Source organism: Streptomyces sp. NPDC088116 (assembly GCF_044741745.1).
Taxonomy (GTDB): Bacteria; Actinomycetota; Actinomycetes; order Streptomycetales; family Streptomycetaceae; genus Streptomyces.
Genome location: NZ_JBIUTF010000016.1, coordinates 1 through 24,542, shown reverse-complemented (window position 1 = coordinate 24,542; position 24,542 = coordinate 1). Strand labels below are relative to the sequence as shown.

At 70.3% G+C, this 24,542-nt stretch carries 30 protein-coding genes and 1 pseudogene; 15 read left to right on the top strand and 16 right to left on the bottom strand.

Annotated elements, in window-relative coordinates:
- Positions 1 to 170 precede the first annotated feature (170 nt).
- Positions 171 to 392, bottom strand: coding sequence for a hypothetical protein (locus tag ACIOJD_RS34430; RefSeq protein ID WP_401920552.1), 222 nt, complete (start codon positions 390 to 392; stop codon positions 171 to 173).
- Between the two features lie 56 nt (positions 393 to 448).
- A pseudogene (locus tag ACIOJD_RS34425) lies at positions 449 to 628 on the bottom strand (HNH endonuclease); the annotation flags it as partial.
- Positions 629 to 1,109: 481 nt separating this feature from the next.
- Here ACIOJD_RS34425 and ACIOJD_RS34420 point away from each other — a divergent pair.
- On the top strand, positions 1,110 to 2,048 hold the full coding sequence (locus ACIOJD_RS34420; protein ID WP_401920549.1) for an ATP-dependent DNA ligase: 939 nt from the start codon (positions 1,110 to 1,112) through the stop codon (positions 2,046 to 2,048).
- Positions 2,049 to 2,099: 51 nt separating this feature from the next.
- On the opposite strand, the gene ACIOJD_RS34415 is transcribed toward ACIOJD_RS34420, so the two are convergent.
- Positions 2,100 to 2,495 carry a DUF6233 domain-containing protein gene (locus tag ACIOJD_RS34415; RefSeq protein ID WP_401920547.1) on the bottom strand — a complete coding sequence of 132 codons (396 nt, stop codon included), beginning with the start codon at positions 2,493 to 2,495 and terminating at the stop codon, positions 2,100 to 2,102.
- Between the two features lie 302 nt (positions 2,496 to 2,797).
- On the opposite strand from ACIOJD_RS34415, the gene ACIOJD_RS34410 reads away from it, so the two are divergent.
- The 6 genes from ACIOJD_RS34410 (at position 2,798) to ACIOJD_RS34385 (ending at position 6,265) form a co-directional block, all read left to right on the top strand.
- On the top strand, positions 2,798 to 3,535 hold the full coding sequence (locus ACIOJD_RS34410) for an ATP-grasp domain-containing protein (RefSeq protein ID WP_401920555.1): 738 nt from the start codon (positions 2,798 to 2,800) through the stop codon (positions 3,533 to 3,535).
- A 186-nt stretch (positions 3,536 to 3,721) separates the two neighbouring features.
- Positions 3,722 to 3,940 carry a hypothetical protein gene (locus tag ACIOJD_RS34405; RefSeq protein WP_401920545.1) on the top strand — a complete coding sequence of 73 codons (219 nt, stop codon included), beginning with the start codon at positions 3,722 to 3,724 and terminating at the stop codon, positions 3,938 to 3,940.
- A 372-nt stretch (positions 3,941 to 4,312) separates the two neighbouring features.
- Complete coding sequence (locus tag ACIOJD_RS34400; RefSeq protein WP_401920542.1) at positions 4,313 to 4,603, top strand: hypothetical protein; 291 nt, start codon at positions 4,313 to 4,315, stop codon at positions 4,601 to 4,603.
- A complete protein-coding gene (locus ACIOJD_RS34395; RefSeq protein ID WP_401920539.1) occupies positions 4,596 to 4,877 on the top strand; it encodes a hypothetical protein in 282 nt (93 codons plus the stop codon). Before ACIOJD_RS34400 ends, ACIOJD_RS34395 begins: the two co-directional genes overlap by 8 nt.
- A gap of 240 nt (positions 4,878 to 5,117) precedes the next feature.
- Positions 5,118 to 5,819, top strand: a complete 702-nt coding sequence (locus tag ACIOJD_RS34390) for a hypothetical protein (protein WP_401920537.1) — start codon at positions 5,118 to 5,120, stop codon at positions 5,817 to 5,819.
- Positions 5,820 to 5,923: 104 nt separating this feature from the next.
- Entirely contained in the window at positions 5,924 to 6,265 is a 342-nt protein-coding gene (locus ACIOJD_RS34385) for a hypothetical protein (RefSeq protein WP_401920535.1), read from the top strand.
- Positions 6,266 to 6,458: 193 nt separating this feature from the next.
- On the opposite strand, the gene ACIOJD_RS34380 is transcribed toward ACIOJD_RS34385, so the two are convergent.
- Positions 6,459 to 9,137, bottom strand: coding sequence for an ATP/GTP-binding protein (locus tag ACIOJD_RS34380; protein ID WP_401920532.1), 2,679 nt, complete (start codon positions 9,135 to 9,137; stop codon positions 6,459 to 6,461).
- Positions 9,138 to 9,347: 210 nt separating this feature from the next.
- On the opposite strand from ACIOJD_RS34380, the gene ACIOJD_RS34375 reads away from it, so the two are divergent.
- Positions 9,348 to 9,683 (top strand): hypothetical protein, encoded by a 336-nt coding sequence (locus tag ACIOJD_RS34375; RefSeq protein ID WP_401920529.1) that lies wholly within the window; start codon positions 9,348 to 9,350, stop codon positions 9,681 to 9,683.
- Here the strand turns inward: ACIOJD_RS34375 and ACIOJD_RS34370 are convergent.
- The 4 genes from ACIOJD_RS34370 to ACIOJD_RS34355 all read right to left on the bottom strand — a co-directional run bounded on the left by ACIOJD_RS34370 (position 9,641) and on the right by ACIOJD_RS34355 (position 13,639).
- A complete protein-coding gene (locus ACIOJD_RS34370) occupies positions 9,641 to 11,455 on the bottom strand; it encodes a zeta toxin family protein (protein ID WP_401920527.1) in 1,815 nt (604 codons plus the stop codon). The genes ACIOJD_RS34375 and ACIOJD_RS34370 overlap by 43 nt on opposite strands.
- Positions 11,456 to 11,554: 99 nt before the next feature.
- A complete protein-coding gene (locus ACIOJD_RS34365; RefSeq protein WP_401920524.1) occupies positions 11,555 to 11,956 on the bottom strand; it encodes a DUF4357 domain-containing protein in 402 nt (133 codons plus the stop codon).
- A gap of 226 nt (positions 11,957 to 12,182) precedes the next feature.
- Entirely contained in the window at positions 12,183 to 12,839 is a 657-nt protein-coding gene (locus ACIOJD_RS34360; protein WP_401920521.1) for a hypothetical protein, read from the bottom strand.
- Between the two features lie 35 nt (positions 12,840 to 12,874).
- Positions 12,875 to 13,639, bottom strand: coding sequence for a hypothetical protein (locus ACIOJD_RS34355; RefSeq protein WP_401920519.1), 765 nt, complete (start codon positions 13,637 to 13,639; stop codon positions 12,875 to 12,877).
- Positions 13,640 to 14,033: 394 nt separating this feature from the next.
- Between ACIOJD_RS34355 and tap the strand changes: the two genes are divergently transcribed.
- Positions 14,034 to 16,244, top strand: a complete 2,211-nt coding sequence (gene tap / locus ACIOJD_RS34350) for a telomere-associated protein Tap (protein WP_401920517.1) — start codon at positions 14,034 to 14,036, stop codon at positions 16,242 to 16,244.
- Positions 16,245 to 16,247: 3 nt separating this feature from the next.
- Positions 16,248 to 16,805, top strand: a complete 558-nt coding sequence (gene tpg, locus ACIOJD_RS34345; protein WP_401920514.1) for a telomere-protecting terminal protein Tpg — start codon at positions 16,248 to 16,250, stop codon at positions 16,803 to 16,805.
- A gap of 68 nt (positions 16,806 to 16,873) precedes the next feature.
- On the opposite strand, the gene ACIOJD_RS34340 is transcribed toward tpg (ACIOJD_RS34345), so the two are convergent.
- Positions 16,874 to 17,368, bottom strand: coding sequence for a hypothetical protein (locus tag ACIOJD_RS34340; RefSeq protein ID WP_401920512.1), 495 nt, complete (start codon positions 17,366 to 17,368; stop codon positions 16,874 to 16,876).
- 76 nt (positions 17,369 to 17,444) lie between these two features.
- The gene (locus ACIOJD_RS34335) at positions 17,445 to 17,927 is read right to left on the bottom strand and encodes a hypothetical protein (RefSeq protein ID WP_401920509.1); all 483 of its coding nucleotides are present in this window, start codon (positions 17,925 to 17,927) and stop codon (positions 17,445 to 17,447) included.
- Positions 17,928 to 18,084: 157 nt separating this feature from the next.
- Between ACIOJD_RS34335 and tpg (ACIOJD_RS34330) the strand changes: the two genes are divergently transcribed.
- From tpg (ACIOJD_RS34330) to ACIOJD_RS34310, 5 genes are all read left to right on the top strand, one after another.
- A complete protein-coding gene (tpg, locus tag ACIOJD_RS34330) occupies positions 18,085 to 18,678 on the top strand; it encodes a telomere-protecting terminal protein Tpg (RefSeq protein ID WP_401920506.1) in 594 nt (197 codons plus the stop codon).
- Positions 18,679 to 18,780: 102 nt separating this feature from the next.
- The gene (locus ACIOJD_RS34325) at positions 18,781 to 19,503 is read left to right on the top strand and encodes a hypothetical protein (RefSeq protein ID WP_401920504.1); all 723 of its coding nucleotides are present in this window, start codon (positions 18,781 to 18,783) and stop codon (positions 19,501 to 19,503) included.
- The gene (locus ACIOJD_RS34320) at positions 19,500 to 19,769 is read left to right on the top strand and encodes a hypothetical protein (protein WP_401920501.1); all 270 of its coding nucleotides are present in this window, start codon (positions 19,500 to 19,502) and stop codon (positions 19,767 to 19,769) included. Before ACIOJD_RS34325 ends, ACIOJD_RS34320 begins: the two co-directional genes overlap by 4 nt.
- A gap of 301 nt (positions 19,770 to 20,070) precedes the next feature.
- A complete protein-coding gene (locus ACIOJD_RS34315) occupies positions 20,071 to 20,241 on the top strand; it encodes a hypothetical protein (RefSeq protein WP_401920557.1) in 171 nt (56 codons plus the stop codon).
- Between the two features lie 122 nt (positions 20,242 to 20,363).
- Positions 20,364 to 20,537 carry a hypothetical protein gene (locus ACIOJD_RS34310; protein WP_401920499.1) on the top strand — a complete coding sequence of 58 codons (174 nt, stop codon included), beginning with the start codon at positions 20,364 to 20,366 and terminating at the stop codon, positions 20,535 to 20,537.
- A 222-nt stretch (positions 20,538 to 20,759) separates the two neighbouring features.
- Here the strand turns inward: ACIOJD_RS34310 and ACIOJD_RS34305 are convergent, their stop codons facing one another.
- The 6 genes from ACIOJD_RS34305 to ACIOJD_RS34280 all read right to left on the bottom strand — a co-directional run bounded on the left by ACIOJD_RS34305 (position 20,760) and on the right by ACIOJD_RS34280 (position 23,758).
- A complete protein-coding gene (locus tag ACIOJD_RS34305; protein WP_401920496.1) occupies positions 20,760 to 21,149 on the bottom strand; it encodes a hypothetical protein in 390 nt (129 codons plus the stop codon).
- 26 nt (positions 21,150 to 21,175) lie between these two features.
- A complete protein-coding gene (locus tag ACIOJD_RS34300) occupies positions 21,176 to 21,343 on the bottom strand; it encodes a hypothetical protein (RefSeq protein WP_401920493.1) in 168 nt (55 codons plus the stop codon).
- 42 nt (positions 21,344 to 21,385) lie between these two features.
- The gene (locus ACIOJD_RS34295; protein ID WP_401920490.1) at positions 21,386 to 21,733 is read right to left on the bottom strand and encodes a hypothetical protein; all 348 of its coding nucleotides are present in this window, start codon (positions 21,731 to 21,733) and stop codon (positions 21,386 to 21,388) included.
- Between the two features lie 28 nt (positions 21,734 to 21,761).
- Positions 21,762 to 22,244, bottom strand: a complete 483-nt coding sequence (locus tag ACIOJD_RS34290; protein ID WP_401920488.1) for a hypothetical protein — start codon at positions 22,242 to 22,244, stop codon at positions 21,762 to 21,764.
- Between the two features lie 285 nt (positions 22,245 to 22,529).
- On the bottom strand, positions 22,530 to 23,003 hold the full coding sequence (locus tag ACIOJD_RS34285; RefSeq protein WP_401920485.1) for a helix-turn-helix domain-containing protein: 474 nt from the start codon (positions 23,001 to 23,003) through the stop codon (positions 22,530 to 22,532).
- On the bottom strand, positions 23,000 to 23,758 hold the full coding sequence (locus ACIOJD_RS34280) for a hypothetical protein (RefSeq protein ID WP_401920482.1): 759 nt from the start codon (positions 23,756 to 23,758) through the stop codon (positions 23,000 to 23,002). The genes ACIOJD_RS34285 and ACIOJD_RS34280 overlap by 4 nt, the downstream gene beginning before the upstream one ends.
- Positions 23,759 to 24,542: the final 784 nt, after the last annotated feature.

The following is a 24,542-nucleotide window of genomic DNA, read 5'->3' as shown; positions in this document are numbered from 1 at the left end:
CCCGACCCGGCGGGGCGCCCGCCGCACACTTGGGGCGGGGGCCGTTCTCGGCATGGGCCCCGGGGGCTCCCCCCGGCCCCACGGTGGGTTACCCGCCCCCCGCCCCCCCCCGGGGGGGGGGCCCCCCCCGTGGGGGGGGGCACCCCGGCCTTCCACGAGACGAAGAGCGATCACTCGGTCGGGACGACGGCTTGGCCACCGCTGCGTACGGCGTCCAGTACCCGGGTGTGGAGCCCGGCAAGTCCGTCTGGCGGGACCGGAACCGGGCTGCCGGTCAGGGTGTACCACTCGGCGGCGCCGGTGTACTGGACGGTGACCTCCGCCTTTCCGTCCGGCCGGAGTGCGGTGGTGAGGGTGAGGTCGCCGGTGATGACCCCGACCTCGTCGGTCATCGCACCACCGGGGCTGGCGGTGACCTCACCGGTATACCGCCCGGCAGGGGCGGCCATCAGGAGCAGGTGTCGAGCATCGCGTGCAGCTGTACGACTTCGGGCCGGGTGACCGTGAGCTGGTAGATGTGCTTGATGTCGGTCCACGCGCGCGCGTACGTGCACCAGTAGGCACGCGCCGGCGGACTCCACTGGTCCGGCGACTGGTCGCCCTTGGAGCGGTTCGAGGCCGCGGACACCGTGTCCGTACCCCTGTCAGCGGAGGGCCGCCTGGACTGTGCGGAGTTGGCGTCAGCCCTCAGCCTCGTCGGCTTCCCGCGCGGCGTGCTTCGTCGCCATCTCCACATCGACCCGGTTCGCCCCGGACGCCGCCGCGTGCTCGGTGATGCCCTGCTGGACGGCCATTGCCGCATCGAGCCACGGCTTCCACGCCTGCGCGCTGTACGCATCCCGCGTCGCTTCCCGCCGGGCCGTGTTCGTAGCGCGCTGGAGATCGATCAAAGATTCGGGGACAGAGATTCTCTTCGGTTCTTTCGCCACGAGCGGATGCTACGCCGTGCTCCCTCTGGTCCCGTGTCGTTCCGAGACAGAGCGGATCGGCCTCGGCTGCCGGGCCCGGCGCTACCGGTCCCCAGGACAGGGCCGTGGTAGCTGTCGCTCATGCTGCGGATGCCTGCCGAGCCGATACTCGCGTCTCCTGTCACCACTCCGATGGTCCCCATGACCTGGATCGCGGAACCGAAATGGGACGGCTTCCGGGCTCTGGTGGCGCACCGGGCCGACGGCCGGGTGCTGTTGCGCTCGCGTCGCGGCACGGACATGACCGCCGCGTTCCCGGAGATCGCTGCCGCTGCCGCCGCCCAGCTCCCGGAGGAGGTGCTGCTCGACGGGGAACTCGTGGTGTGGGAGAAGGACAGGCTGGCGTTCGAGCGCCTGGTCCAGCGGATGAACCGCAGGGGGCCGGCGGCGGCCCGTCTCGCCGTGGAAAGCCCGGCCCATTTCGTGGTGTTCGATCTGCTCCACCGTGGCGCCACTCTTCAGAACCGCCCGTACGCCGAGCGCAGGGCGGCGCTGGAGGATCTGTTCGCCACACAGCGGCTCGGCCCGCCGTGGACGCTGTGCCCGAAGACCGCGGTCACGGACCTGGACACGATCCGTACCTGGCTGTCGTGGTCGGTGGCAGGGGTCGAGGGCTTGGTCCTCAAAGACCCCGCGCAGAAGTATCTGCCCGGGGTGCGGGCGTGGCGGAAGTACCGCGTGAGGGACACGACGGAAGCCGTCGTCGCCGCGGTGACCGGAACGACGGCCCGGCCGGGAAGCATCCTGCTGGGCCGGTTCGACGCGGCCGGAGAACTGCGCTTCACCGGCCGCACCGGCCCGCTGTCAGAACGCATGGCCCAGGATGTGGCGGCGTTGCTGCGGCCGGCCGGGAGCAGTCATCCGTGGCGGGGGCGGACGTTCTCCGCCGGGTGGGGCACCCGCGAAGTCCTGGACATCATGCTGGTGGATCCTCAGCTGGTGGCCGAGGTCAGCGCGGATGTGTCCCTGGACGCGGCCGGCCGATGGCGGCATCCCGTACGCCTCCTGCGCATCCGGGTCGACATGGCGCCCGGTGACGCACCGTTCTTCGGCGCGGGCAACGAACCAGCGGGTGGGTGACGAGCACGCGGCGTCTCGGAGAGAGCCGGGTGGGGGATTGCAAGCGATTCGTCACTCGGCTGGAGTTGGCCGGCTCGGGCCGGGGGCCGGCCCGTTTTCGGGGGCAGGTCGGCATACGTCGCACGCGGTGGCCCAGCCATGTTTGAGGAAGGCCAGGGCTTCGGTGGAGGTGGCTGGGGTGAGCCGCCCTTCGGCGGCCCAGCATCCGGGGCTTTGGTGGAGGACGAGTGCGGGCCGGTCAGGGGTGTCGTGACGGAGAGCCTGGAGTGCCCACTCCGGGCCGGTCCGTCCGGTGGGGACCTGGCTGTAGTCCTCGCCGTCGACGGGCTGGACGGCCGTGACGGGCACGTCGATCGAGACCTCGTACCACCACTGACCATCGGCGTGCCGCCGACGGGCATGAAGGTGCCCGTCGATGACGTGTCCCCCGGGAAGGGTGACAGCCACACGCGGAGTCGCTCTTTCGGTCACATGTTCGATATTAGGCGACTGGACCGTCGGGTGGTTGACGGGCCCGTTGTTGTCCTCTGACAGGCGATCTTGGCCATTTGGCCAAGTGATCTTGACCGATGCCGGGTTTCTGCCACTTGATCTTGAGGTGTGGCTCGCCGTTCCCCGGCCGCCTCTCTTGGGGCCTGCGGCGGGGGAATCTCTGCTGCTGTGGTGGGCATGGCGGGCTAGCGTGGTGGTTTTGCGGAGTGCGGGAGGGATTCGCGGTGCTGGTTATGCCTGGGCGGCGGACGTCGACGATGGAGCTGTTGGCCGTTGAGGCGGCGGGGCGAGGGATGTCGGTCAGGGCCGCGGAGGAGCCCGGCCTGGCAGGCCCTGCGTACTGGTACGGCGGGCCGGTCGCGGGTGCGCGGCTGGCAGGCCGGCTCGGGTTCGCGTTGCTGGAGCCGACGGACGGCTGGCTCGCCGAGTTGCCGGAAGAGTTCACCGGTCGCCAGGTCCGGGCAGGGACCATCGCGGACGCATGGGCGATCGACCGGCCGACGTTCGTCAAGCCGCCTCGTGACAAGTCCTTCCCGGCTGGTGTCTACACCGAAGGCTCCCGGCTGTCCAGCGCTCTGGACCCGGCGGCACCGGTGCTGTTGTCCGAGGTGGTGACCTTCGCTGCCGAGTACCGGCTGTTCCTGCTGGACGGCCGGATCGCGGCGGCGAGCCGGTACGCGGTGTTCGGCCGGCTCGACCCGCGCCTGCTCGGAACGGACCGGGCGGACCGGGCCGTCGCCGGGGAGATCACGGAGTTCACCGAGCGCCTGGTCGCGGTGGCCGGGCCCGCGCTGCCGAGCGCCGTGGTGGTGGACGTCGGGCAGATGCTCGACCCGTACCGTCCGGGACACCGCTGGGCCGTGGTGGAGGCCAACATGGCGTGGTTCTCGCACGCGTACGCCGCCGACCCGGCGCGGGTGCTGGACGTGGTCCTGCGGGCGGCGGGCCCACGCGACCACATGCGGCCGCGAGATCTGGCGTTCGAACGGCACTGATCCGCACTGTGCAAACCGGGCTTCCCCGTGGTGGAGCTGGCCGCACTCCAGGAACTGGTGCTTCCAGTCCGATCAAGATCACCTGCCAATCGGTCAAGATCGTGTGGCAGAGGACGGTGGCCAATCCGCCGCCCCTGCCCCCCATCCCGCCAGAGGGGGTCGCCGATGAGGGGCCGGCCGTCGCGGGTGAGCCAGGACCAGGCCGTCGAGCAACTGCGCCATCCGCCGTCCCCTGACACCCAGTCCCGCCACGTGCTGCGCCGCTGGTGGCTGCGGGCTCGCCTGTACGCGGACCCGTTGCCGGAAGAGGCCCGTGCCGCTGTGGAGGCGGGGCAGGCTCCCGGGCGGCCGGCGGCCGCGGTGGTCCGTGAGGCTGTCGTCGCCCGTGAGGCGAGGGGCCGTTGAGCGACGAACACCTCGGGCAGGACGGCGAAACCGAACCGGGCCAGGACGGGCCGAACATCTACGTCGCCCGGATCGTGATCTCGGACGACTGGCCCGACGTCTGATTCACTCTCCAAGCAGATTGTTGAGACTTTCGCGGCGTAAGCCGTTGCCTGTGGTGCTCATGGAAGTTTTCCACAATCCCCTAACGTGAAACGGTCGAAGAGGGTAGTGGGGGCGCTCGGCGGGAGTGCCTTCTTCGCGTCGGCGGGCCCAGCGGCGCGGGCCGACAGACAGCATGCCCCGCGCCGCTGGGCCGTACGGCGTGAGGTTGAGCGGGTCGACCGGGCGCCGTTTAGACGGCAGACTCTGAGCAGACGAGAAGAGGCACTGATGAGCGCACAGCCAGTCCACCCACACGAGCCGGACCGCGTTCCCCGCACAGCCGACGGCATCGCGGCCGCGCTGGACGGCGAGCGGCGTATGGAGTTCTACCGCGAGCTTCTGGCCGCCGCGCCCGAGGCCGCCGAGGCGGTGCTGCGCCGCTGGTGGTGCGAGGCGATGCTCGACACCGACCCGGCCGGCGACCGGCTCACCGAGGCGGCCCTGAACGGCACCCTGTCCACGACGGGTGTCACCGAGGCCATCGCGCGACGCCACCGGGCAGGACTTCCCGTTGAGTGAGCCGGAAGGCTGGCCTTGCGAACTCGCCCCGGAGGTCGACGCACTGCTGGGTGAGGCGTGGCTGCCCGGAGAGGTCTTCGGCGCGATCATCGCGGCGACCGTCCAGATCAACATGACCCGGGGCATGGTCCCGGGCAGCACGGCCTCGGCGAAGTGGCCCCAGCAGCGGCGCATACCGCTCGGCCGCGACGGATCGCTCGGTGTCGCCGAGTACGTCATCGTCGCTGACGCCGACCCGCCGCACTGTGTCCTGACCCGCATCCAGCTGTACTGACAGCCGGGTCGGGCCCAGGGGCAGGCGCCCCAGGTGCCAGCGGTACCGGCCGCGATGCTTCCCCGGGTCACGTCTCCGTGGCGGTTTCGACCTCTGTGCTCTGCTCGATGTCGGCGGCCGTGAGATCGCCGGCGCAGAGTGCGAGCGCTACAGCGTGACTTCGGGAGGCACCCGGTGAACGTCATGGGCGATGTTCAAGAACGGATGGCACCTGGGATCGCTGCGCGACATAGTGCGGGAGTGACCGCTACATCGAACCGCTTGGACCTGCCCGCACGTCGTCGTCGCCACGCACGATTGATCGCCGCCCTGACCACGCTGATCGGAGCCTGCGCCGAAGCGGCTGGCGCGGTGTACCAGCCCATCGCCGCCGCCTCGCCCGGCACGGAGGACGTCGAGGTGAATGTCTTGCCGTGCGTCCAGGTCAGCCTCACCGCCGCCGCCCTGCTGGACAGGGCTCGTGCCGAGGACGACGCCCGGTGGTCGGCCGCCATGGCGTGGGAGCGGGCGCAGGCCCAACGGACGTATGCGGCGCGGTGTGCCGTGGCGCAGGCCCAGGAGTTCGTGGAACAGGGCGACCTGTCCGGTCAGAACGACGTGCCGCTGCCGACGGTGGAGCAGGCCGCTCAGAACGACGTGCCGCTGCCGACGGTGGAGCAGGCCGCCGCGATGGACCTGGTGAGCGCCGGCACCGAGGTCACCGCCCGCTGGCGAACCGATCCGGAGGAGGCGGTCGCTCTGGTGCACGAGCTGGCGGCTGGCGGCGAGCTCGCCGTAGACGAGATCCTCGACGAGGCGGTCGACGCCGCGGCGCTGACCGGACTGCTGGCACTACAGGAGGCGCGCACCGCCCCGGACCCGAGCACAGCGGCGGAGTTCTGTCTGAGTGCCGTCTCCCACATCGCGCTCGCGGTCACCCTGGCCTCAACCGACGTGGACTGATCGCGATCGGCGCTCCCTAGCGCTGCTGGTTCTCGCGTACGGAGCCAGCGAGGTGTCCGCAGGGCGGTACACCGCCTGCCGGGCGCGATATCGTGGGCCCCTTGATGACCGTGTCTTTCGATGATCTGGCAGGGGGGCCTGGGGTGGCCGAGGATGCCGTCGCGCAGAGCGAGATCGCCGCTCTTACACGGCGTTACGAGCAGGCTCAGGACAAGACGGACCGCGAGTTCGGGATCGTCAAGTCGGACCTGACGGCTCTGCGTCTCCAGGTGGGCAATCTCGATCAGAAGGTCGATGGTCTCGACGAGAAGGTCGGCGGCCTGGACGAGAAGATCAGCGGACTCGCCGAGGAGGTGCGGGATCTGAACTCCAAGGTGGACCGCAACCAGGCACAGATCATCGAGCTGTTGTCCCAGCTGGTCGGCCGGAATCCCGACGCCGGCTGAGGTTTGTCCCGCAGACGATTCGGCCCCGAACCCGGACACGGTTCGGGGCCGCAGCTGTATCGGGGTTCAACCGGTCAGGGCGGCATCCGGCGCCGGTGTCGGGTTGGGGGAGCAACCAGATCGCCGCAGTCGCTGTCGGTCAGGCGTGCGCCCTCAGACGCTGACCGACGAACACGACGTCGCGTTACGTCCCCTACCGTGCCGCGCGCAGGTACGCGCGTCGCGCGGTGACCAGAGCCTGCCACCGGTCACGAGTGGCCGCTTCGTTGTCGATCCACCGGGTCCGGTAGCCGGACTGGGGCAGGGGGAGGCCGGCCATGAAGCGGGCGATGTCGGTGAAGTAGGCGAAGTCGCCGCCGGCGGTCAGTTCGCTGAGCCGGTTGACGGTGATGTCCAGGTCCTCGTGTGCGTCGCGTACGGCGTGGTGGAAGGCGAGGGCGAGCTGGAGGAAGCGGATCAGGAACGGCAGGCCGGCGGCGGTGATCTCGGTGGTCAGGGCGTGGGCCCGGCCGACGACGTCGCGGTCGGTTCCGGCGTCCTTGGTCAGGGCGGCGATGCGGGCCAGCAGGGTGGTGGCCCGCTGGTCGAGGCTGTCGAGGAGCTGGTGGGCGAGGGTGAGTTCGTCGTCGGCGCGGACGGGGTCGGCGAAGGCGGCCGCGAGGGCGAGACGGACCTGGACGATGGCGGTTTCGCCTGCGGCCTGGTGCTGTTCGGCCTCCGCCCGTGCTGCCTCGAAGGCGGTGATGGCCCGGCTGGTGTTGCCGTGGGGCCAGTGGATGTCGCCCAGGACCCGGTGGTGGCGTCCTTTCCAGCCCAGGGCGGGGACGGCGGCCAGGGCGGTGGGGAAGTCACCGTTGATGCGGGCGAGGTTGGCGAGGCCGCGGTGGGCTTTGGGGGCGAGGCGGCCGCCGGCCTCGGCGACGTGCCGCATCCCGGTGCGGGCGTCGTCGTTGCGGCTGAGGTCTTTGTAGGCCTTGGCCCGGTAGTACCAGGCCATCTCGGTCAGTTCGTCGGGCAGCAGGCCGGTGTCCAGGACGGCGGTGAGCCGGTTCGCGGTGTGTTCGCGGTGCTCGTGCTGGCGGCGGGTGATCGCGGTGATCAGTTCGCCCAGGGCGTCGGCGGGAGTGTGCAGTCCCGTATCCGCGGCGCCGTCGTCCGCGCCGGCCGGTGGGGCGAGGGGTTCCCAGACGGAGTCGTCGGTGTACGCGAAGGCCGCGTCGGTGAGCCAGCCGAGGTCGGTCAGGCGGTGGTCGCGGGCCAGGCGCAGGCCCTGGCGCAGGCAGGCCACCAGGAGCAGCCGACTGGGGCCGGCGGCGGCCGTGGTGGCCCACTGGTCGCCGAGGGCGGCCAGAGCGCGGTGGGCGGCCTGGTCCCAGTCGGCTGAGGTCCAGCGATCCTCGCTGTGGTCGTCGGTGTGCACGGCGGAACGGATCGCACGGTGCAGGTGGTAGGGCCACAGGGTGTAGGGGTTTTCGGTGATGATCGGCCGCTCCGTCAGGCGCCGGGCCGGGGCCTGGTGGGTGAGGCCCGCGGCGCGGGTGGCGAGGTCGAGGTCGAAGGCGTCCAGCAGCGACACCGAGCGCAGGACGTGCCGTTCGTCGGTGGTCAGGTCGGACAGGACGCGGGCCAGCAACGCGGGGAAGGTGTGGTCGAAGTCGCCCGGTTCCGGTTCGCGGGTGCGGCGGATCTCCAGGAAGCGGGCGGCGGCCAGGTCGAGGTGCAGGGGAAGGCCCTGGGAGCGGGCAGTGATCACGGCGCGGATTGCAGGGCTGATGAGGGGCCGGCCGTCCTTGACCAGACGGCGGGCGAGATGGTCGTCGCTGTCCTCGGGGGAGAGGTCGCCGATCAGGTGCTGCCGCACGCCCGTCGCACTACTCCGGGGCGGCGGTACGGCACCCGTGACGCCGGCGAGGCCGGGCCAGGCCGACGGCCCGGTGTAGTCGAGTTGCCCGTGCAGGGCTGGGTCGGCCCATGGCAGGCGGGAGCGGCCGCTGATGACGAACAGGCAGTTCGGCATCAGCCACACCATGCGCTGCAGGAGACGCTCGGTATCCCGGTGGCGGTCAGTAGTGTCCTCGAAGGTGTCCAGCAGGATCACCGGGGTGATCTTCTTGCCGTCGGGCAGCCGGGACAGCTCCCACGCCAGCAGATGCGGGTAGTACGACAGCGCCTCCAGACCGGGTTCCGTCTCCAGCAGAGGCGCGAGCCGGGCGCAGGCGGCCAGCGCCTTCACCGTCTGGCGCCGCTCCCGCAGCGCACCGGCCAGGGCACCGGCGAGCGCTCCGACGGCCGTACCGACAGTGCCGGGCAGCAGCAGCGCCTGCGCGACGTCGGCGAGAGCGCTCTGCGTCTGCTGCCCCAACGCCGTGCCGAACCGGCCGGAGAGACCGCCGCGTTCGAGGTAGACCTCCAGCGGATCGCCCGGATGCTGGGCCTCCCAGTAGCGGCGCAGCGCGATGTCGAAGGCGGGCAGCGGCCGTGCGACGGCGGAGGCGAGGGCGGCCCGGATGGTCAGGACGACGTCTTCGACCGTGGTGCCGGCCGAGCGGGCCAGATCGATCCGCACGGGCAGAATCGTGTGTCCGGCCCAGACCGGCTCGCCCCACTGCGCGGGCCGCTGCCCGGCACCGCTGAGAACGGATTCGATTTTGCGCAGGAAGGTGGACTTGCCGACGCCGCCCACGCCATGGAGGACGACCACATTCGTCCGGGGCGCCTCGAGGTCGGCCGGGTCGAAGCCGGGGGCGCCGGTGTGCCGCAGGTGCTCCTCGAGCGCCGTGGCGACGAACTCCCACTGCCGCTGGCGGTTGGCGAACGCCTCGCTCGCGTCGATGGGCTCGTTGGAGCTGAACAGGGCACGCAGGTCGCTCACTTGATTCCCCCCGCCGAAGTGATCAACAGAGCGCCAGCCTATGCCGCACCGGCCCCCGGGCGGCACCGGACGAAGCCGCTCGGCCGACGCAGGACCCGGCACGGGCCTGTCCCCCTGGCCGGTCCCGTTCCTGTTCAGCGGGTGCCGTCGCTTGCTGGGGTCCTCCGTTGCGCCGACAATGAGGCCCCTCTGTCCCCCTACCCCTGCTTGGTGGCCCTCGTGCACGACCCCGCGAACCCCGACCCCACTCCGGATCCCGGCCAGGATCCGGCCGGGGCATCCCTCCCGGACCACCCAGACGCCGACGCCGGCGAGACGGCCACGGAACTGGTCGAGTGGGTGATCGCCTGGTACAGCCAGCACATCCTGGCGGAACGCCGGGCCGGGGCAGGCCCGCAGCGCCTCAAGGAGCTGATCGCCCAGCGGCAGGCGTGCATCGCCGACCGCGACCAGCTGACGGACGGTGACGCCGACGTCCAGGAGGTGGCGCGCCTGACCGCCGTTTACGCGGCCCGGCTCAAGGAACTGCGGTCCTCCACACCGTAGGGGCGGGCGGGCAGGCACCGCGCCACGGCCGTGCCGGGGCCGGGCAGCCGGCGGGTCTGCAGGTGAGGGGGCATCAGCGGCCGGGCGAGCCGGGCGATATGCCCGAGCGCGGCGCGGTAGTGCGGCATCACCGAGCGCAGCCGGCGGTGCGTGGACCAGAACCGGGCAGCCTCCGCAGCGGTGTAAGGGCGGGACTGCTCGACGGCCAGGGCGAGCCCGGCCGCGGCCGGCCGTGCCCAGTGGCCCTGGCGGGTTCGTTCGTTGCGGTAGAGGACCGTGGCATCGCGCCGCAGCACGGTGACCGCGTCGACCGTGTGCGTGTGCTCGGCGGCGGCGACCGCGTCGGCCAGGGCGGCGAAGTGCGTGTCGTGCCCGCTGGTCGTGGTGAACCGCGCGGGCCCGCCGTAGCCGCTGACCTGCGCGTAGCGGGCGGCGGTGCCCTGGAGGGAGTCGGCCGCCCGCACGGCCAGGACGACGATCTCGACCCGGTACCCCGCCCGCCGGTACAGCGACACGCTGTCGACGAAGGCGGCGCCGCTGGACGGGGCGACCTCGATGACCACGTCACTGCGCCGCTCGCGTACATACTGCTCGGCAAGAGCCTGCCAGGCCCGGTAGTCCGTGCGGATCCGGGCGCCGGCCGTGCGAGGCTCTTCCTCCAGCAGTTTCAGGTAGTCGGGGTGGGCGATCTTGAAGTCGTCGCCGCTGATCCGCACCGGCCGCCCCCGAAGGGTGCGCCGGATCATGGGGGTCATCCGCGTCTTGCCGGAGCCGGGCTGCCCCACGACGTACACGACGATGGGCCGTTCCTGCGCGGTCGCGCGCGCCAGCAGGTCCGGAACGATCAGCGCCTCGAAGATGAAGCGGTGTTCCTCGGCGGACAGCCGGTGATAGTCGACCCCCGGCGCCTGTGACCGGGGCTGGGCCACGCGCCGTACGGGCTCGGCGAGCGCGGCAGCACGCTCGGCATTACGCCGCACGGCCAGAGACCAGTCCTGCGGCAACCTCGGATCGTGCGCGCGCCGGTCGGCCTCGGCGAGCTGACGGCGGAAGAGGCCAGTCTGAGCCGCGCTCCACAGCCGCGACCGCTCGGCGAGCAACGCCTCGCGCGCACCCGCCGACTGCTCCCACCGCCCGTCAGCCGCACACGCGTTGGCATACAACGCCTCTCCGTCGCGGCGGACCACCACGACGCGGTCGGCCAGGTGCTCACTCTCGACGGCCGCGAGGGCGGCGGGCAGCGCGGCCGCGCACGCGTCATGATTGTCCCAGGACACGTACCGGGCCCGGCCTTCCTCGGCCAGACGCAGGTACCGGTCCAGCACCCCGAGCTGGCTGACGGCCTCCGGCACAGCCAGCGCCACGACCTCGACCCGGTACCCGGCCTGCCGGTAGGCCGCCACCGAAGCACGCCACGCGACCGGGTCGGCCAGGGCCTCTTCCACCACCACGTCATACCGGTGCGCGCGGGCATGAGCCTCGACCTCGGCCTGCCAGCGATAGGTCTCCGGCCGCACCCGCACCCCGGCCGTCCGCACATCCTCCGCCAGAAAGCCGGAATAGTGCGGGTGAACAGCCTTGTACGCGTCCCGGTCCACCCGCACCGCACCACCACGTCGTTCCAGGGCCGCGTGCACCAGATCCATCACCAGGGTCTTGCCGCTGCCGGCCTGCCCGAGCACGAACACCACCACCGGATGCTGCTGCGCCACCGCAGCAGCCGTCAGCTCCGGCACGATTACCCTGGCGAGGATCTCGCCGTACTTCTCCACCGACGTCTCCTGGCCCTGAGATCTGCGAGTGCCTGCCCGATGCGGTGTGCCGTTGCGCCCTGCTCGCGACTGATGTCGCAGGACGCAACGGCCTGTTGCCTACTCGGCATCCAGCTTCTGTCGCAGCTGGTCCAGGGTGGATCCGTCGGGCGTGTGCCACAGGGTCCAGCCATTGATGACGTTCCCCGTGATGGCCTCTGCGGCCTTGGACGGGGAAAGGAAGGTCGAGGAATGGCCGTCGACGATGAGCCGGCCCTCGGCCGTCACGACCGCGCGCCCCGACCGGTTGGCACGGCGCTGGTGGAAGGTGAGCACGGTGTCCGGCTTCAGCAGTCCGGCCTGCATCAGGCCGGCGAGAGGACCGTGCGGAGTCACAGACGCAGCCGGTGTGGTGGAGTCGCCGCCGCCGAGGGACAGGGTGACGTGGATGGTGTCGTCGCCGTTCGCGCTCGTCAGGCGGGCCAGGACGGCGGGGTCGAAATGGATGCTGAGCGTGGCCATGCGGTCTCCTGCCGAGAGGGGCCAAAGGTTCTTCCGCTTGCTTCAACTTCGATCGTAAGCGACGCGAGCAGCTTGTTTCAACTCTGACTCTCAGCAGTTAAGCAGAACTATTCGCAGATCGCTGGGGCCCGGCCGATGGACACCGCCCCTCCTCGGCGTCGCGCCCAGCGAGGGCGCGCAACGGGGTGCCGAGGTCATCGAACCGTGCGGCGCACCCTGTTTGTGTCTACAGCGGGTCAGGTCCGCACATGGCGCACCGTCGCTTGCGGCAGTTCTTGAGCCGCAGCTCCTGCGCGGTGTAAAGGTCGGGCAGCCGTGACCAGTAGAGCCCACCCGCCTTGCGCGCGTAGGGCCGTGAGATTTCCAGTTGGGCCATGCTTTTCTCTGGCGAGTTCAGGCTGGGGCAGTCCCAGCGGTGCAGCCGGGTAGCTGTGGCGTAGGTGGCTCCGGCGTCTCGCTGCCGCTTCCAACGGTCGATGTCCTGCCGCGCCTGATCTTCCACACGGCCGATCTGGTCACAGATGCGGCACAGTCCCTTGGTGTGCTCGCAGGAGCATTCACCGCACCGTTCGCACGGGACGCACCCGTGCGTACGGCGTTCCTGTGAGAGAGGGGACCGGTAGACCAGGATGATGGGTGGCCGGCCATGGTGCGGGCGCGTTTCGACGTACCCGGTGTCGACCAGTTCGTCGAGGAACGGCTGCACCTGCTGCCAGTCCTCCAGCCCGAGCAACGGAGCCACGTCCTGCATGGCGATCCCGTCGTCTACTCGGGCCTGGAGCACGACGTACAGCAGACGGCTGGTGACGCTCAGCCCGGTATTGAGGACTACGTCCTGGTGAATGACTACGAGCGGCGAGGACAAGTCTCGGTACACACGCATGATCACGCTCCGGAAGGAATGGACACGGGCGGAAGTCAGGCGCCCAGGAAGAGCTGGGGCAGCCGCTCGACCGTCTGCAGGGCCGCGGCGTAGTTCTCCCGGGCCTGCTTGATGCGGCGAACATCGGCGACCAGGTCGGCGTACAGGTCGTGGACGTTGCGCTCGCGCTGATCACACAGCCGCTCCAGGGCCTCTACGGCGGCATCCCGCTCCTTCTCGGCCGTCGCGACGGCCTCGGCACGGAAGTCGGGGAAGTTGGGGCGCGCGGGCACAGGCCAGGATCCGGCCCGCTCGGCGGCGGCGTGATGTTCCTTCCTGGTGGTGCGCAGCTTCAACACGGCGGCGGAGCACGACAGGTAGACCTTGGTGTCCTCGATCGTCACCGCGATCTGATCGTCAGAGATCAGGTCGAACAGCCGGCCCTCGAAGAAGCCGGTGGAGCCCTGGTGGGTCTCCAGTGCGCAGGCGTCGATGAACTCCCTGTCGACGCGGGACCGCGGCTCATAGGGGCCACCGGTGATCAGGTTGTACGGAGCGTTCCTCGCCTCCTGCCGGAGGAACCACACCGCCAACTCACGGTCGCACTCATACAGGACGTGCCAGTGCGCCCAGTTTTTCGCGTGCATGACGTGGCAGCACTTCGGATCGACCACGACGCCCCAGAGGCGGCCCCGAACCGTGCTGCCGTGATCAAACGGGCTTCGGCGAGGTAGCTGGCCGTAGATGGCCTTCGACATCCGCTTGCCGCCCACGGACACGACCTTGATGGTCACCGTGGGCTCTTCCAGTACGAGCTCCATGCCCTGAAGAACGCGTACGGCGCGACGGCGACGCGGCGCCGTGGCCCGGTTCCCGCTTTTGGCCCAGCTGGCCCTGTTCCTCCCCTGGGGACGCGCGGACCGACCGTGGCACCACCGTCGTCGTACGGTCCGAGCGCAGAGTGCTCAGCCTGGCAGTCGGCTCCGTATCCGCGCCGTCGCCACGCCGCGTACAACGCTCCAGGTCGGCGAGCGCGCAACACGGGGTGTAACAGAGATCTGCAATGCCCCAGTATTTCGGTCCTGACCTGCACGAACAGTCGTTGCGCCGCTTACCCGCCCTCGTGTTGCACTCCGATCATAAGCGCGATTAACGAGCGATTGAATGAGCGAATCAACGCGCGATCGGGTATGATGTCTATTGGAGGTGACCTCTGTGTCCACTGAGAACGAGCTGTTCAGCGCCGTCGATGCGCTGCTGGAGCAAGTCGCGCAGGACGACCTGCCGGTCCCCGCGGAGCGCAAGCGTCTGCGGGAGGCGGCGGGCCTGAGCCAGGCGCAGATCGCCACGGCGCTGGACGCCCGCCGGGAAGCGGTGGGGAACTGGGAGACCGGGCGGACCGAGCCGCGGCCGCCGAAGCGCGCCGCGTACGCCCGGCTGCTGGAGGGCCTCGCCGCCCGCTTCCCCGCCCCGGCCGCCGACGCGCCCGCCGCGCCCCCGGCGCCGGTGGTCCCGGAGGCGTTCACCGGCCCCGCGCCCGTTCCCGCCCCGGCGGCCGAAGCACCGGCGGCACCGGCCCCGGCTGCCGTACGACCGGCGCCCGCCGCGAAGCCTGCCGCGTCGTCGCGGCGCCCGGGTGCGAAGAAGGCGGTGGCGAAGAAGACCACGGCGGCCGCGACCGCCGACGTCGACCCGCGCTTCGAGAACGGGCCGCTCGCGGTCATCGACGCCGACGCCGACGGGCAGGTGTCGGCGTACTGCGTCGGTGGCCTAGTCCTGGACGTGCCCGCCAAGACGATCCCGGCCCTGGTCGACTGGACGCTGACCGAGGCCCGGCTCGGGCAGGCCCGGCTGCACCGCAACGGCCGCGACGCCGACCCGATCCTCGTCCTCACCGCGGCCGCGCTGGAGCGCTTCGGCCTGCCGGTCGCCCTGTCGGAGGAGGAGCGGCACGCGGGCCGCATCCCGGCCGGCCACAAGGTGGTCAAGCAGATCGAACGGGCCGGGCTCAAGATGAGCCAGCGGGGCTTCGGCCCGTGGGCCCGGGTCTACCGCGACCCCGAGGGCTCGAAGCGTCGCTGCGTCCAGCTGTGCATCCTGCCGTGGAACGCCCTGGACGCCCGCGAGTGGGACAAGAAGGACAACCCGCAGCTGCCGACGATGCACCCGGCCGAACTCGTCCAGTACCTCGGTCTGTACGCGGCCCGGGTCATCACGCCACGCGGCTCCACCGCGACGACCGGCCTGGAGCTGATGACCGCGCTGCGCCCGCCCACCCGCGCCCAGAAGGACGAGGCCACCGGGGAGTTCAAGCCCGCGTTCAACGATGACGCGATCACCGCCAAGTACGACGTCGTGCCGTGCGAGGTCCCGGACGAGCACCCGAAGCTGAAAACCGCCGGGTTCGCCCGGCACCACATCCGTACTCCGGCAGAGATGCTGATGGAGGAGCCCTACGACTGGTGCCGGCCGCTGACCGATGAGGAGTGCGCCAACCCGTACCTGGTCGTCGTCGACATCAACATGTCGTTCGCCGCGGCCGCGAACGGGCTCACGGTCGGGCTGAACGGGCCGACCCACCTGACCGGCAACCCGAAGTTCGATCCGGCGCTGCCCGGCTCGTGGCTGGTCGACCTCTCCCACGTCGACCTGTCCCGCGTGCGGGTCAACGGCCGCACGGTCGACGGCTCCCGGCTCCCGAGTCCGTTCACGCCGAAGGGCGACCACCCCGAGGGCCCGGCCTGGTACGCCACGCCCACCGTGCAGTACGCGGTGGAGCTCGGCTTCGACGTCGCGCCGATCGAGGCGTACGTGCGCACCCAGACCGGCCGCTACCTGGACTCCTGGTACAAGCGGCTGCGCGACGCGTACGTGGAGACGATGGCCGACATGGGCGTCACCACCGACCTCCAGGGCGCGGAATTCCTCGAGGCGATGGCGCGGCGCAAGGAGGTCGACCCGACGATGGCGCTGCTGGAGACCGCGATCAAGGCGACGGCGAAGGGCGCGATCGGCAAGCTCAGGCAGCGCTCCCGGGGGCAGGTGCCGTACTACGAGCCCTACCCGGCGCTGGACCGGTGGACGTGGCGCCCCGACATCCGGGCCGCCGTGCTCGCGAACCAGCGCACCGGCCTGCACCGCAAGCTGATGAAGACGGCGGCCGCCGCCGACCTGTACCCGGTCGCGATCGGCACCGACGCGATCGTCTACCCCTCGCCGGGTCCGTCGCCGCTGGACGTCCTGCCGCTCACGCCCGAGGGCAAGCCGGTGCCGGGCGGCTTCCGGCTCGGTGTCTCGCCGGGGATGGTCAAGCACCAGGGCACCCAGACGGTCCTGTGGGCGGAAGCCCAGTTCGAGGAACGCGGCGGCGTCTTCAACATCTCCAACCTCATCAAGACCGACCAGAGCACCGGAGAAGGGGAGTAGGCCGTGGTGGACTCGCTCGGGGACAGCCTGGACCGCGCGCTGGAGGGGGCATTCACCCGCCGCATCCCGCAGAGCGCCCAGGCGCAGATGAAGTACCTGGTCAAGCAGCTCAAGGGCACCAAGGCCGCCGCCCAGGCGCTCGGGATCTCCCAGCGCACCGTGGAGCGGTACGTCTCGGGCAAGCTCAAGCGCCCCCGGCAGGACCTGCGTGGGCGCCTGGAGCGCGAGGTGAAGAAGAGGTGGCAGCCGCAGATCCGCGCGAAGGCGAGGAAGAAGGCGGCGTCCACGGGCGGGCTGGTCGTCTCCACCCGCGCCCGCTTCGGATTCGAAGCCGCCGGCGGCACGACCGACGATGCCCGTATCCGGGACATCACCCAGGCCCTGCCGCCCCAGTACGCCGACCAGCTGTTCAGCGCACGGGAGCAGGGCGCCAACGAGGACCAGCTCCGGCAGATCGCCGCCGATGGCCTGGCCCGGATGTACTTCCGGGCGAACAACTCCCGCGCGCACGGCCTGGGCGTGGAGTTCACCGACGTGGAGCGGCTCGACATCGAGCTGTGATCACCCGCCCACGGCAGGGGCCCCGAACCGCGCGCCGGTTCGGGGCCCCTCCCATATGCCGACGCCGGTCAGCCGGCGGCGGCCTTCTCTTCGGCGAGCTTCTTCTTGGCCCGCTGGTAGTCCTCGTACGTCACGGCGTTCAGCGCCTCGATCCGGGCGAGCGTCTCCACCGTGTCGTCCTTCTTCATCCCGGTGTCCATGAACTTCAGTAGCAGCTCCACCATCGCGTGGCTCTTCCAGTGCCGCAGTTCCGCCTCGTTCAGGAGCTCCGGGCCGCTGGCCATCATCATGTCGACCAGCCGTTCCCGGGCCCGCCACTCCCGGCGCCGACGCCACCAGCCACCGCCCGGCCGGTTCAGATCCCGCAGCTTGCGGATCTGCTCCACCATGGCCCTGATCTGCGCCTCCTGCTCGGGCGTCCATGCCTTCCCAGAACCGTCAGCAAGCGCCTGGACGGCCTCCTGCGCGGCCTCGCTGCCGTCGCCCGACCCGTCGCCGCACAGCTGCTCCACGGCCCTCCTGAGCGACGCTTCCGCCGCCGTTGTGTCGTCGTCTTCGGACACGCTCTCCCCTTCTCCTTCTCCTCCGGAACGCGCAGCATGCCCGCCGCGCGGCGCCCCGGGCAATCGGACGGCCGGGCTACTGGGGGTCCGGGTCTGCCTCGCCCGGTGCGGCCGCCGCGCGACGGGAGCGCCGGCGGATGACGTCGGGCAGCTGGCGGGAGGCGGCGGCCGGGGAAAACAGCCCGATCATGCCGAGACCGGTCACGGCGGCGCTCAGCAGGCCCACCGCCACCGACGGGTCGTCGACAGAGGCCACCCCGCAGAACACGGAGAAGGCGGCGATGAACACCAGCGAGATGACGATCCACCGCTCCCGCAGCGAAGACCGGGTGCCGGCCACCACGCTCAGCCACCACGTCCAGCCCGCCATCACGCAGAACAGGACGGCCGCCGGCGGCAGCAGCACGGGCGGCGCCCACCGCGCGATGTCACCGCGGGGCAGCTCCTGCCCGGTCAGGTAGCCGACCTGGACCAGCCACACCAGGTACACCGGCACCTCGACCGCGATGACCACCCACATCAAGACCCGCAGACCCCGTAACGCGCCGCGCTCGCTCATCCCTTGGCCCTCCCCCTCGATCATCAAGTCAGGGGAACGTAGCGGCCCGGCGCCAGCGTCCACCAGGGCGCGTCACCCGCAGGGGTGGAGCTCAGCCGCAGGAACGCCCCGTCGTCGGCGATCTCTGTCCACAGGTCCGCGGCTGTGAGCTACCTCCATGACTGAGGAAGAGAAGGCAGCGCGGGCGGCCCGGACCCGCACCAAGATCCTTGACGGCTTCGCCCGCGCGGAGCGGGCCCTGTTCACCCGGCCCGCGCCGAAATCCGCGCGAGCGCAGATGAAATTCCTTCGCACGCGGGAGAAGGGCTCCACCAAGTCCCTGGCCGAGCGTCTGGGCGTCTCCCGCAAGACGGTGCAGCGCTACCTCTCGGGTGCCTCCACCAAGCCGAACAAGCGCCTCCAGGCCGCGCTGGTGGAAGAGACCGAGTCGGAGTGGCAACCGCAGGTCAGGACACAGGCCATGCAGCGCGCGGCGTCCTCGGGCGGGCTGGTCATCTCCTGCCGGGCGTACTTCGGCCTCGGTCCGGAGGGCACCTCGGACGCGGGCCGGGTACGGGACATCACGGTCGCCGTCAGCCCCTCCCACGCGGCCGCCATCATCGCCGCACAAGAGGAGGGTGCGACGGAGAGCGATCTGCACGACGCGGTCGCGGAGGCCATCGCGGACGCCTATTTCCGTCAAGGCGGTGGCGGTCGCGCGGGCCTGGAGGTGAAATTCGCGGACGTGGAGTGGTTGAACATAGCGTTTTAGCAGCGCGTAATTCGGGCGTGCTGTAGACCTGTGTGACCGGCCCGCCCTAGCCCATTTCTGAGCAGGCCCTCATTTCTGTATCCGAGCTGAAAGCGAGTCCTGATGAACACGTCCGACGGGTGGCGGCCGCTCGACTACGCGAAGGTCGGCCGGTCCTCGGTGCGGCGCCGCGCGCGGGGCATGACGCACAGCGAGGCGGTGGCGGCGCTCGAAGGAGCCGAACTTGACGCGCACCTGGCCCGCCGTGACGAAGCGGCGGCCGACGACGGCGGCCGCCGTGCTGCGGAGCTCGCGGAGTGGCAGCGCGTCGTGCAGCTGCTCGCCGCGATCGGCGGCCCGTACGACCCGGACGCCGACATCGTCGTCCAGGAGGAGCTCGCCGAAGACCGGCGCCGCCAGGAAGCCGAGCAGCAGCACCGCCAGGAGCAGCAGCAGATCGCCGACCGAGCCGACGAACTGGCGGCCCTCGCCGGGGCCGGCCGACTCGACCGGACCGTGGCGAGCAGGCCGGGCGACGAAGCCGCCCGCGCACTCCTGGACAACTACGACTACCGCGTCGCGGCGGTCGACGACTGGCTCGCCCACGCCCTCGCCACCCACTCCGGCCACTACGCCGCCCCGGACACCCGCGCGACCGCCGCCACCCTGCTGCCCGCGCCGGTGCGCGCCCGCGCCGCGCTGCTCGCCGCCCTCGCCCGCACCGGCGCCCCGGTCGACGGCGACCTCGAGTTCGTCGGCCGCCTCGCCCAGGCCGACCCCGACGCCACGACCGCGCTCGCCGCCTGGCTCGACAACGCGGCCGCCGTGAAGGGCGGCGCGGCGTGAGCGCGGCGGACGAGGTGGTGGTGGCCACCTGGAGCGAGCACAGAGAGATCGGGCACCACTACGAGGACCTGCTCGCCGACGGCCAGGTCATCGCCTGGACCGAGCCATCGTTCGGCGAGAGCCTCTACCCCGGCGACGACGACCCCGACTACAACCCGATCTGCGGGTGCCCGCGCATCCCGCGCCAGTTCTGCATGGAGTGCGCCGGCTGCGCCGCCTGCGGGCAGTGCTCCGGCCCGCACGTCTGGCCCCCGCTCCAGACCTGATCAACCCCGTGTCACGCTCACAGAGCGTCACATGGAGGTGTCACGCCCCCTGTCACGTCGCCGGGATGCCGCGTGACAGCACCCACGCGAAAGCAGATCAATTCGGGCATTCGGTCGCGGAAACGGCCCGGACCCCCCTCTCCGGCCGTTTCCGCGTGACAGGCGCGACAGCGTGACACCCCTCCGGCGGGTGATCACAATCTGTTTGCCAACGTGTCCCGTCTCAGTGAACCTTGACCGGTCTCACCCGTCTTTGACCGGTTGCGCCACGGCGGAGGCTCGCGTGCGGGAACATCACCGGGTGACGATGAAGACGGATGAGTACCCCCTGAGCAGCATCGTGGACAGGATCCGCGACTACCTCGACCAGTCAGGACTGCTCGAATCAGAGGAGTTCGAGGCCATCAAGGACGATGTCGCCGAATTGGCCCGCGACATCATCGGTGACGTTGAGGCGTCCCTGGGGATGTGATCTTGTGACCGGTCAAAGTTCGGTGAGACCGGTCAAAGTTCACTGAGACGGGACACCAACGAAGCCTGACTAGTGCGAGTTAGTGTCAGCGAAGGTTGAGCACCGCAGGCCAAGGAGACGCGATGTCCGAGCCCATCCCCGACGATCTGCGCTGCCCTCGCTGCGGTGACCTGCCGGAGCCGCTCCTCTGCCTCGGCCACAACTCCGACGGCACGCCCGCCACCGATACACCCGCTGCGATGCTCGCGTTCGAAGCCGAACTCGGCCTCGCCGATGACGCGCGCCGCCGAGCCTGAAGACTGCAGCAGCGCCCCGGATCCGATCGGGTCCGGGGCGCTGCTGTGTCTGCTGCACGAGGTGCTGCTGCTGGTGGTTCGGGGTGCCGGAGAGCGATGACATTCGAAGGCCGGCCCCGGGCGCCGCGAGGGTGCTGCTCGGGTAGCAGGCCGTGCTGCATAGGGCAGCCGGGCCGTGTAGCAAACGGCCGTTCGGCTGCTGCACGGCCCCGCTGCATCCGGTCAGTCGGTGGTGCCGGTGGCCCACTGCTCCAGGTCGCTCACCGGCTTCTTCAGCAGGGTGCGACGGCGGGACTGCGCGGTCGCGCGGCTCTCCAGGTGCATCGCCTTCGCCAGGTCGGCGTGCGAGACGTCCTTGGCGGCGGGCTGGCGCAGCGAGGCGTCCCGTACGGCCTCCAGGCGCTCCAGCAGCCCCGTGGTGCCCTCGATGGCGGCCGCGAGCTCCTCGGCGCTCGCCCCGCCCGCACGCAGCAGCGCCAGGCCGTGCAGCGCGGCGGCGAACAGCGCGGCCAGCTGCTCGCCGTCGCTGCCGAGCGCGGCGACGTCCTCGGCGGCGAGCGGGACCAGGAGCTGCTCCTGGCGGTGGTTGTCGGACGCGGGGTCGGTGCTCACCGCGGTCTCCTTTCTCGGTGGATCGGTCAGCGGTCGGCGACGGTCCAGCCCTCGCCGGGCCGGATACGGATGATGCCGCCGGGGGTGTGCAGCTGCCCGCCACCCGCGCCCAGGCCCAGCGCGGCGGCCTGCTCCGCGAGCTCGCGGGCCTGCGCCTGGCGGGCGCGGAGTTCTTCGGCGGTTCCGGTGAACACGGTGTCTCCCTGATGGTGTCGGGTGGGGCCGGCGGGCGGGGTCTACAGCCAGCGGAAGAGGTCGCGGACCTGAGAGGCCGCGCCCGAGAGGTTGTCGGCGTCCAGGCGGGCGTCGAAGTCGAACGGGTCCTCCGTCTCCTCCATGACGTCCTCGGACGCGGCCGCCAGGACGTCGGCGAACCGCTCGTGGACGGCCGCTTCCTTCAGGGCCTGCACGACGGACTCGCGGTCGGCGGTGCCCCGCTTGATGGCGTCGGCGAGCAGCCCCAGCGCGGCGGCCGCCGCCGGGGCCAGGTACGCCAGCTCACTGTCGACGGCGCCCCGGTGGGCGCGGGTCTCGATGGCGGTGATCTCGGCGGCCTTCACGATCTCCGTGGACGTGCGCTCCATGACGGGCTCCTGTCTCGGCTGGCGGGGTTCAGGCGGTCCGGCTGAGGTAGCCGGCGGCGACGTCGACGAAGGCGTCGTGGGCGACCTTCGCGGCCTCGCGGGCGGCGGTCAGGGCCTCGGTGGTGGCGTAGGCGTCGCGCAGCGCGTACGTCCGCGTGACCATCTCGTCGGCCGCGGCGCGCACCGCCTGGTCCTCGATGAGCACCCGCAGCGCGACCAGCGGGCGGGTGACGGCGGACCGGGTCATGTGGCTCGCGCCGCGCAGGGCCTCGATCCGCTCGGAGCCGACCTCCTTGAGGACGGCGTCGCCGCGCATCCACATCGCCCGGCGGTGGTCGCTGACGGCGCAGGCGAGCGCGGTGACGGCCTCCAGGCGGTCGCGGCGGATCGCCTCGCCATGGCTGACGCGGACGGACCGTTCGGCGGCCCGCTCCTGGAAGCGCCCGCTGACGATCGAGCCGAGCAGCGTGCCGACAATGGCAAGGGCGGCGGTGACGAGGGTGACTAACACGGTGGGTCCTCCCTTAGGTGTATGACTTTCAATACAGCCACTGTATGGAACTTCATACATCTAGGAAAGGGGGCCGCTCATGATTCTTTTCGCGCTGCTCCTGACCTGCGCGTTTCCCGCCTACGGGAACCGTGCGTTCGGATCTGACACTCGCTGCCCGCCGACGAAAACGGCGCCACGTCCCCTACCGGAGGCCGTGGCGCCGAACGACGCGAGTGATGGGCACGCGAATCGGCGCTGCACCCGAAGGTGCAGCGCCGATGTCCGTACGAGGTCGGCCGCCGATCAGCCGACGGCGTGCAGCGAACCGCGGCGCTTGCCCGCGGCAGCCTTCTTCGCGGCTGCCAGGGCGGCCCGCTTCTTTCGCTGCTCGGCAAGCTGGTCCTGGTAGGCGGCGACGGCCCTGTGGTAGTCCGCCACGTAGGTCTTGCTGTCCAACCGGTCCGCCTTGGGCATCGCCTTAACGGCGTCCAAGGCGTCCTCGGGGGAGTTGTAGCCGGCGAGCATCGGGTTGATCTGGTAGACGCCGTTGCGGACCTTCTTGACGAGCTTGGCCAGCTCCAGTTCCCGCAATGCGGCGTTCACGCTGGGGCGGCTGAGCCCGAGCAGTTCACCGAGGGTGGCCTGGTCCATCGCGATGCGCCCGCCAGCCTCGCTGCGCGCCCGGAGCTTGAGCAGCCCCCGGTAGGCGGCGGGCGGAAGGTCCAGGTCGGCGAGAAGGCTGTCGGCGTTGGTCGCCGACCACTTCAAGGTACTCACTGGGTTGATCCCTCCTCCTGGCGCTGCGCACGGGCCAGTCGGCGTGCAGCGCGTTCTTCGGCCCGCTTCTTCCGCAGTTCCTCGATCGCCTCGCGCATGTGCTCCAGCGACGGGAACCGCACCAGATCCGGCAGGCTCTCATCCTTGCGGATCTTCGCGATCGTCTTGTCCTGGTCGACCTGCACGTACTCGGCTTCGACCAGCTCCGTGCCCGGGATGAACTCCGCTACACGGTACGAGTAGGGCGGGTTGAACTGGTAGACGCCACGGCGCACCTTGAAGACGATGCCATGGCTCATGACCTCCTGCAGCGCTTCGTTGATCTTCCCTCGGTGCACGTCCAGGACGGTCGCCATCTCCTCCTGCGTCAGCCGGATCTGCCCGCCGGCCTTCTGGCACGCGATCATCAGCAGGATCAGCCGCAGCGGAAGGGCCTCGCGGAAGTACTGCGCGATCAGGAAGAAGAACTCCAGCGAATCCATGGAGAACGCCTTGGGGCGCTCCTGGGTGTCGTAGAACTCCATCGGCTTGCGCTCGCTGCTGAGCGAGAGCTTCCGGCGGGGGTATCGGCGAGCGACCGAATCGAGGTCCTCAACCGGCTGCACCGGCTTGGACCACGCCTGGATCTCTTCATCAAGGGGCAGCTCCGGGCGGCGCGGCGCACGCTTCGGTGCAGGACGGCGGCGCTGTGGCTCGGGTGACACGAGGCTGCTCTCCACTTCGCTGATCTTGGACGCCAGAAGTATGTCAGCCACGCCGACATATATGTCGGTCTCGCTGACGTTCCGGCGTGTTGTGTCCCCCCAGGGGGGACAGATCTCCTCCCCTGGGCGCTCCGACGGACCGCCCAACGGGACGGCTGGTGAATGTCGGCCTCGCTGACGTTTTGCGCCGGAAACTGTCGGCCTGGCTGACATTTAGTCCTCGATCTGTCTCCTCAGTCGATACATACCGACGGCGATGTGTACCGGCTGAGGAGACAGATCGTCAGAAGTGGATGCCTCTGACCAGCAGGTTCTTGATATTTGTAAGTATTAGGTGGCTGAGGTCCGCGCGAGCGGCTCCGCAATCACCGTCTTCCCGTACCGCGACATACATCTGCGGCTCCCGATGCCCCGGCCACCGACCGCCGGCCATCCCGACATCCCGAAGGCTCACAGCGATTGCTCCCTTCTTATCCTTCAGACCTTTAAGCCGTACCATTTTCCACCGTTTCCGTAGTCATTATTCCGGAGCTTCAATTCATCAATCACGCACTTTTCTGTCTTCGATTACCTGCTGTATCTCTAAAGAATTCAGGTAACCTCTATTCTCTGCTCAGAGGTGATCCAGCATCATTCCAGACTCAATCTAGCTGATATTTTTGAAGCACGTGCCCGGCCACTCCATCTTCACCCGCCCTGACCTCTGTTCGACCGTTACCCTTCCCGACTACCCGTCACCTCCCTTCCCTCTTGCTGCTGCTTGTGGCGTGAGCCCTCATGGGTGGGCCGCGCGGAGCGTGGCACGCCTGGCCCGCACGGGAGTTGGGGGTGCGCC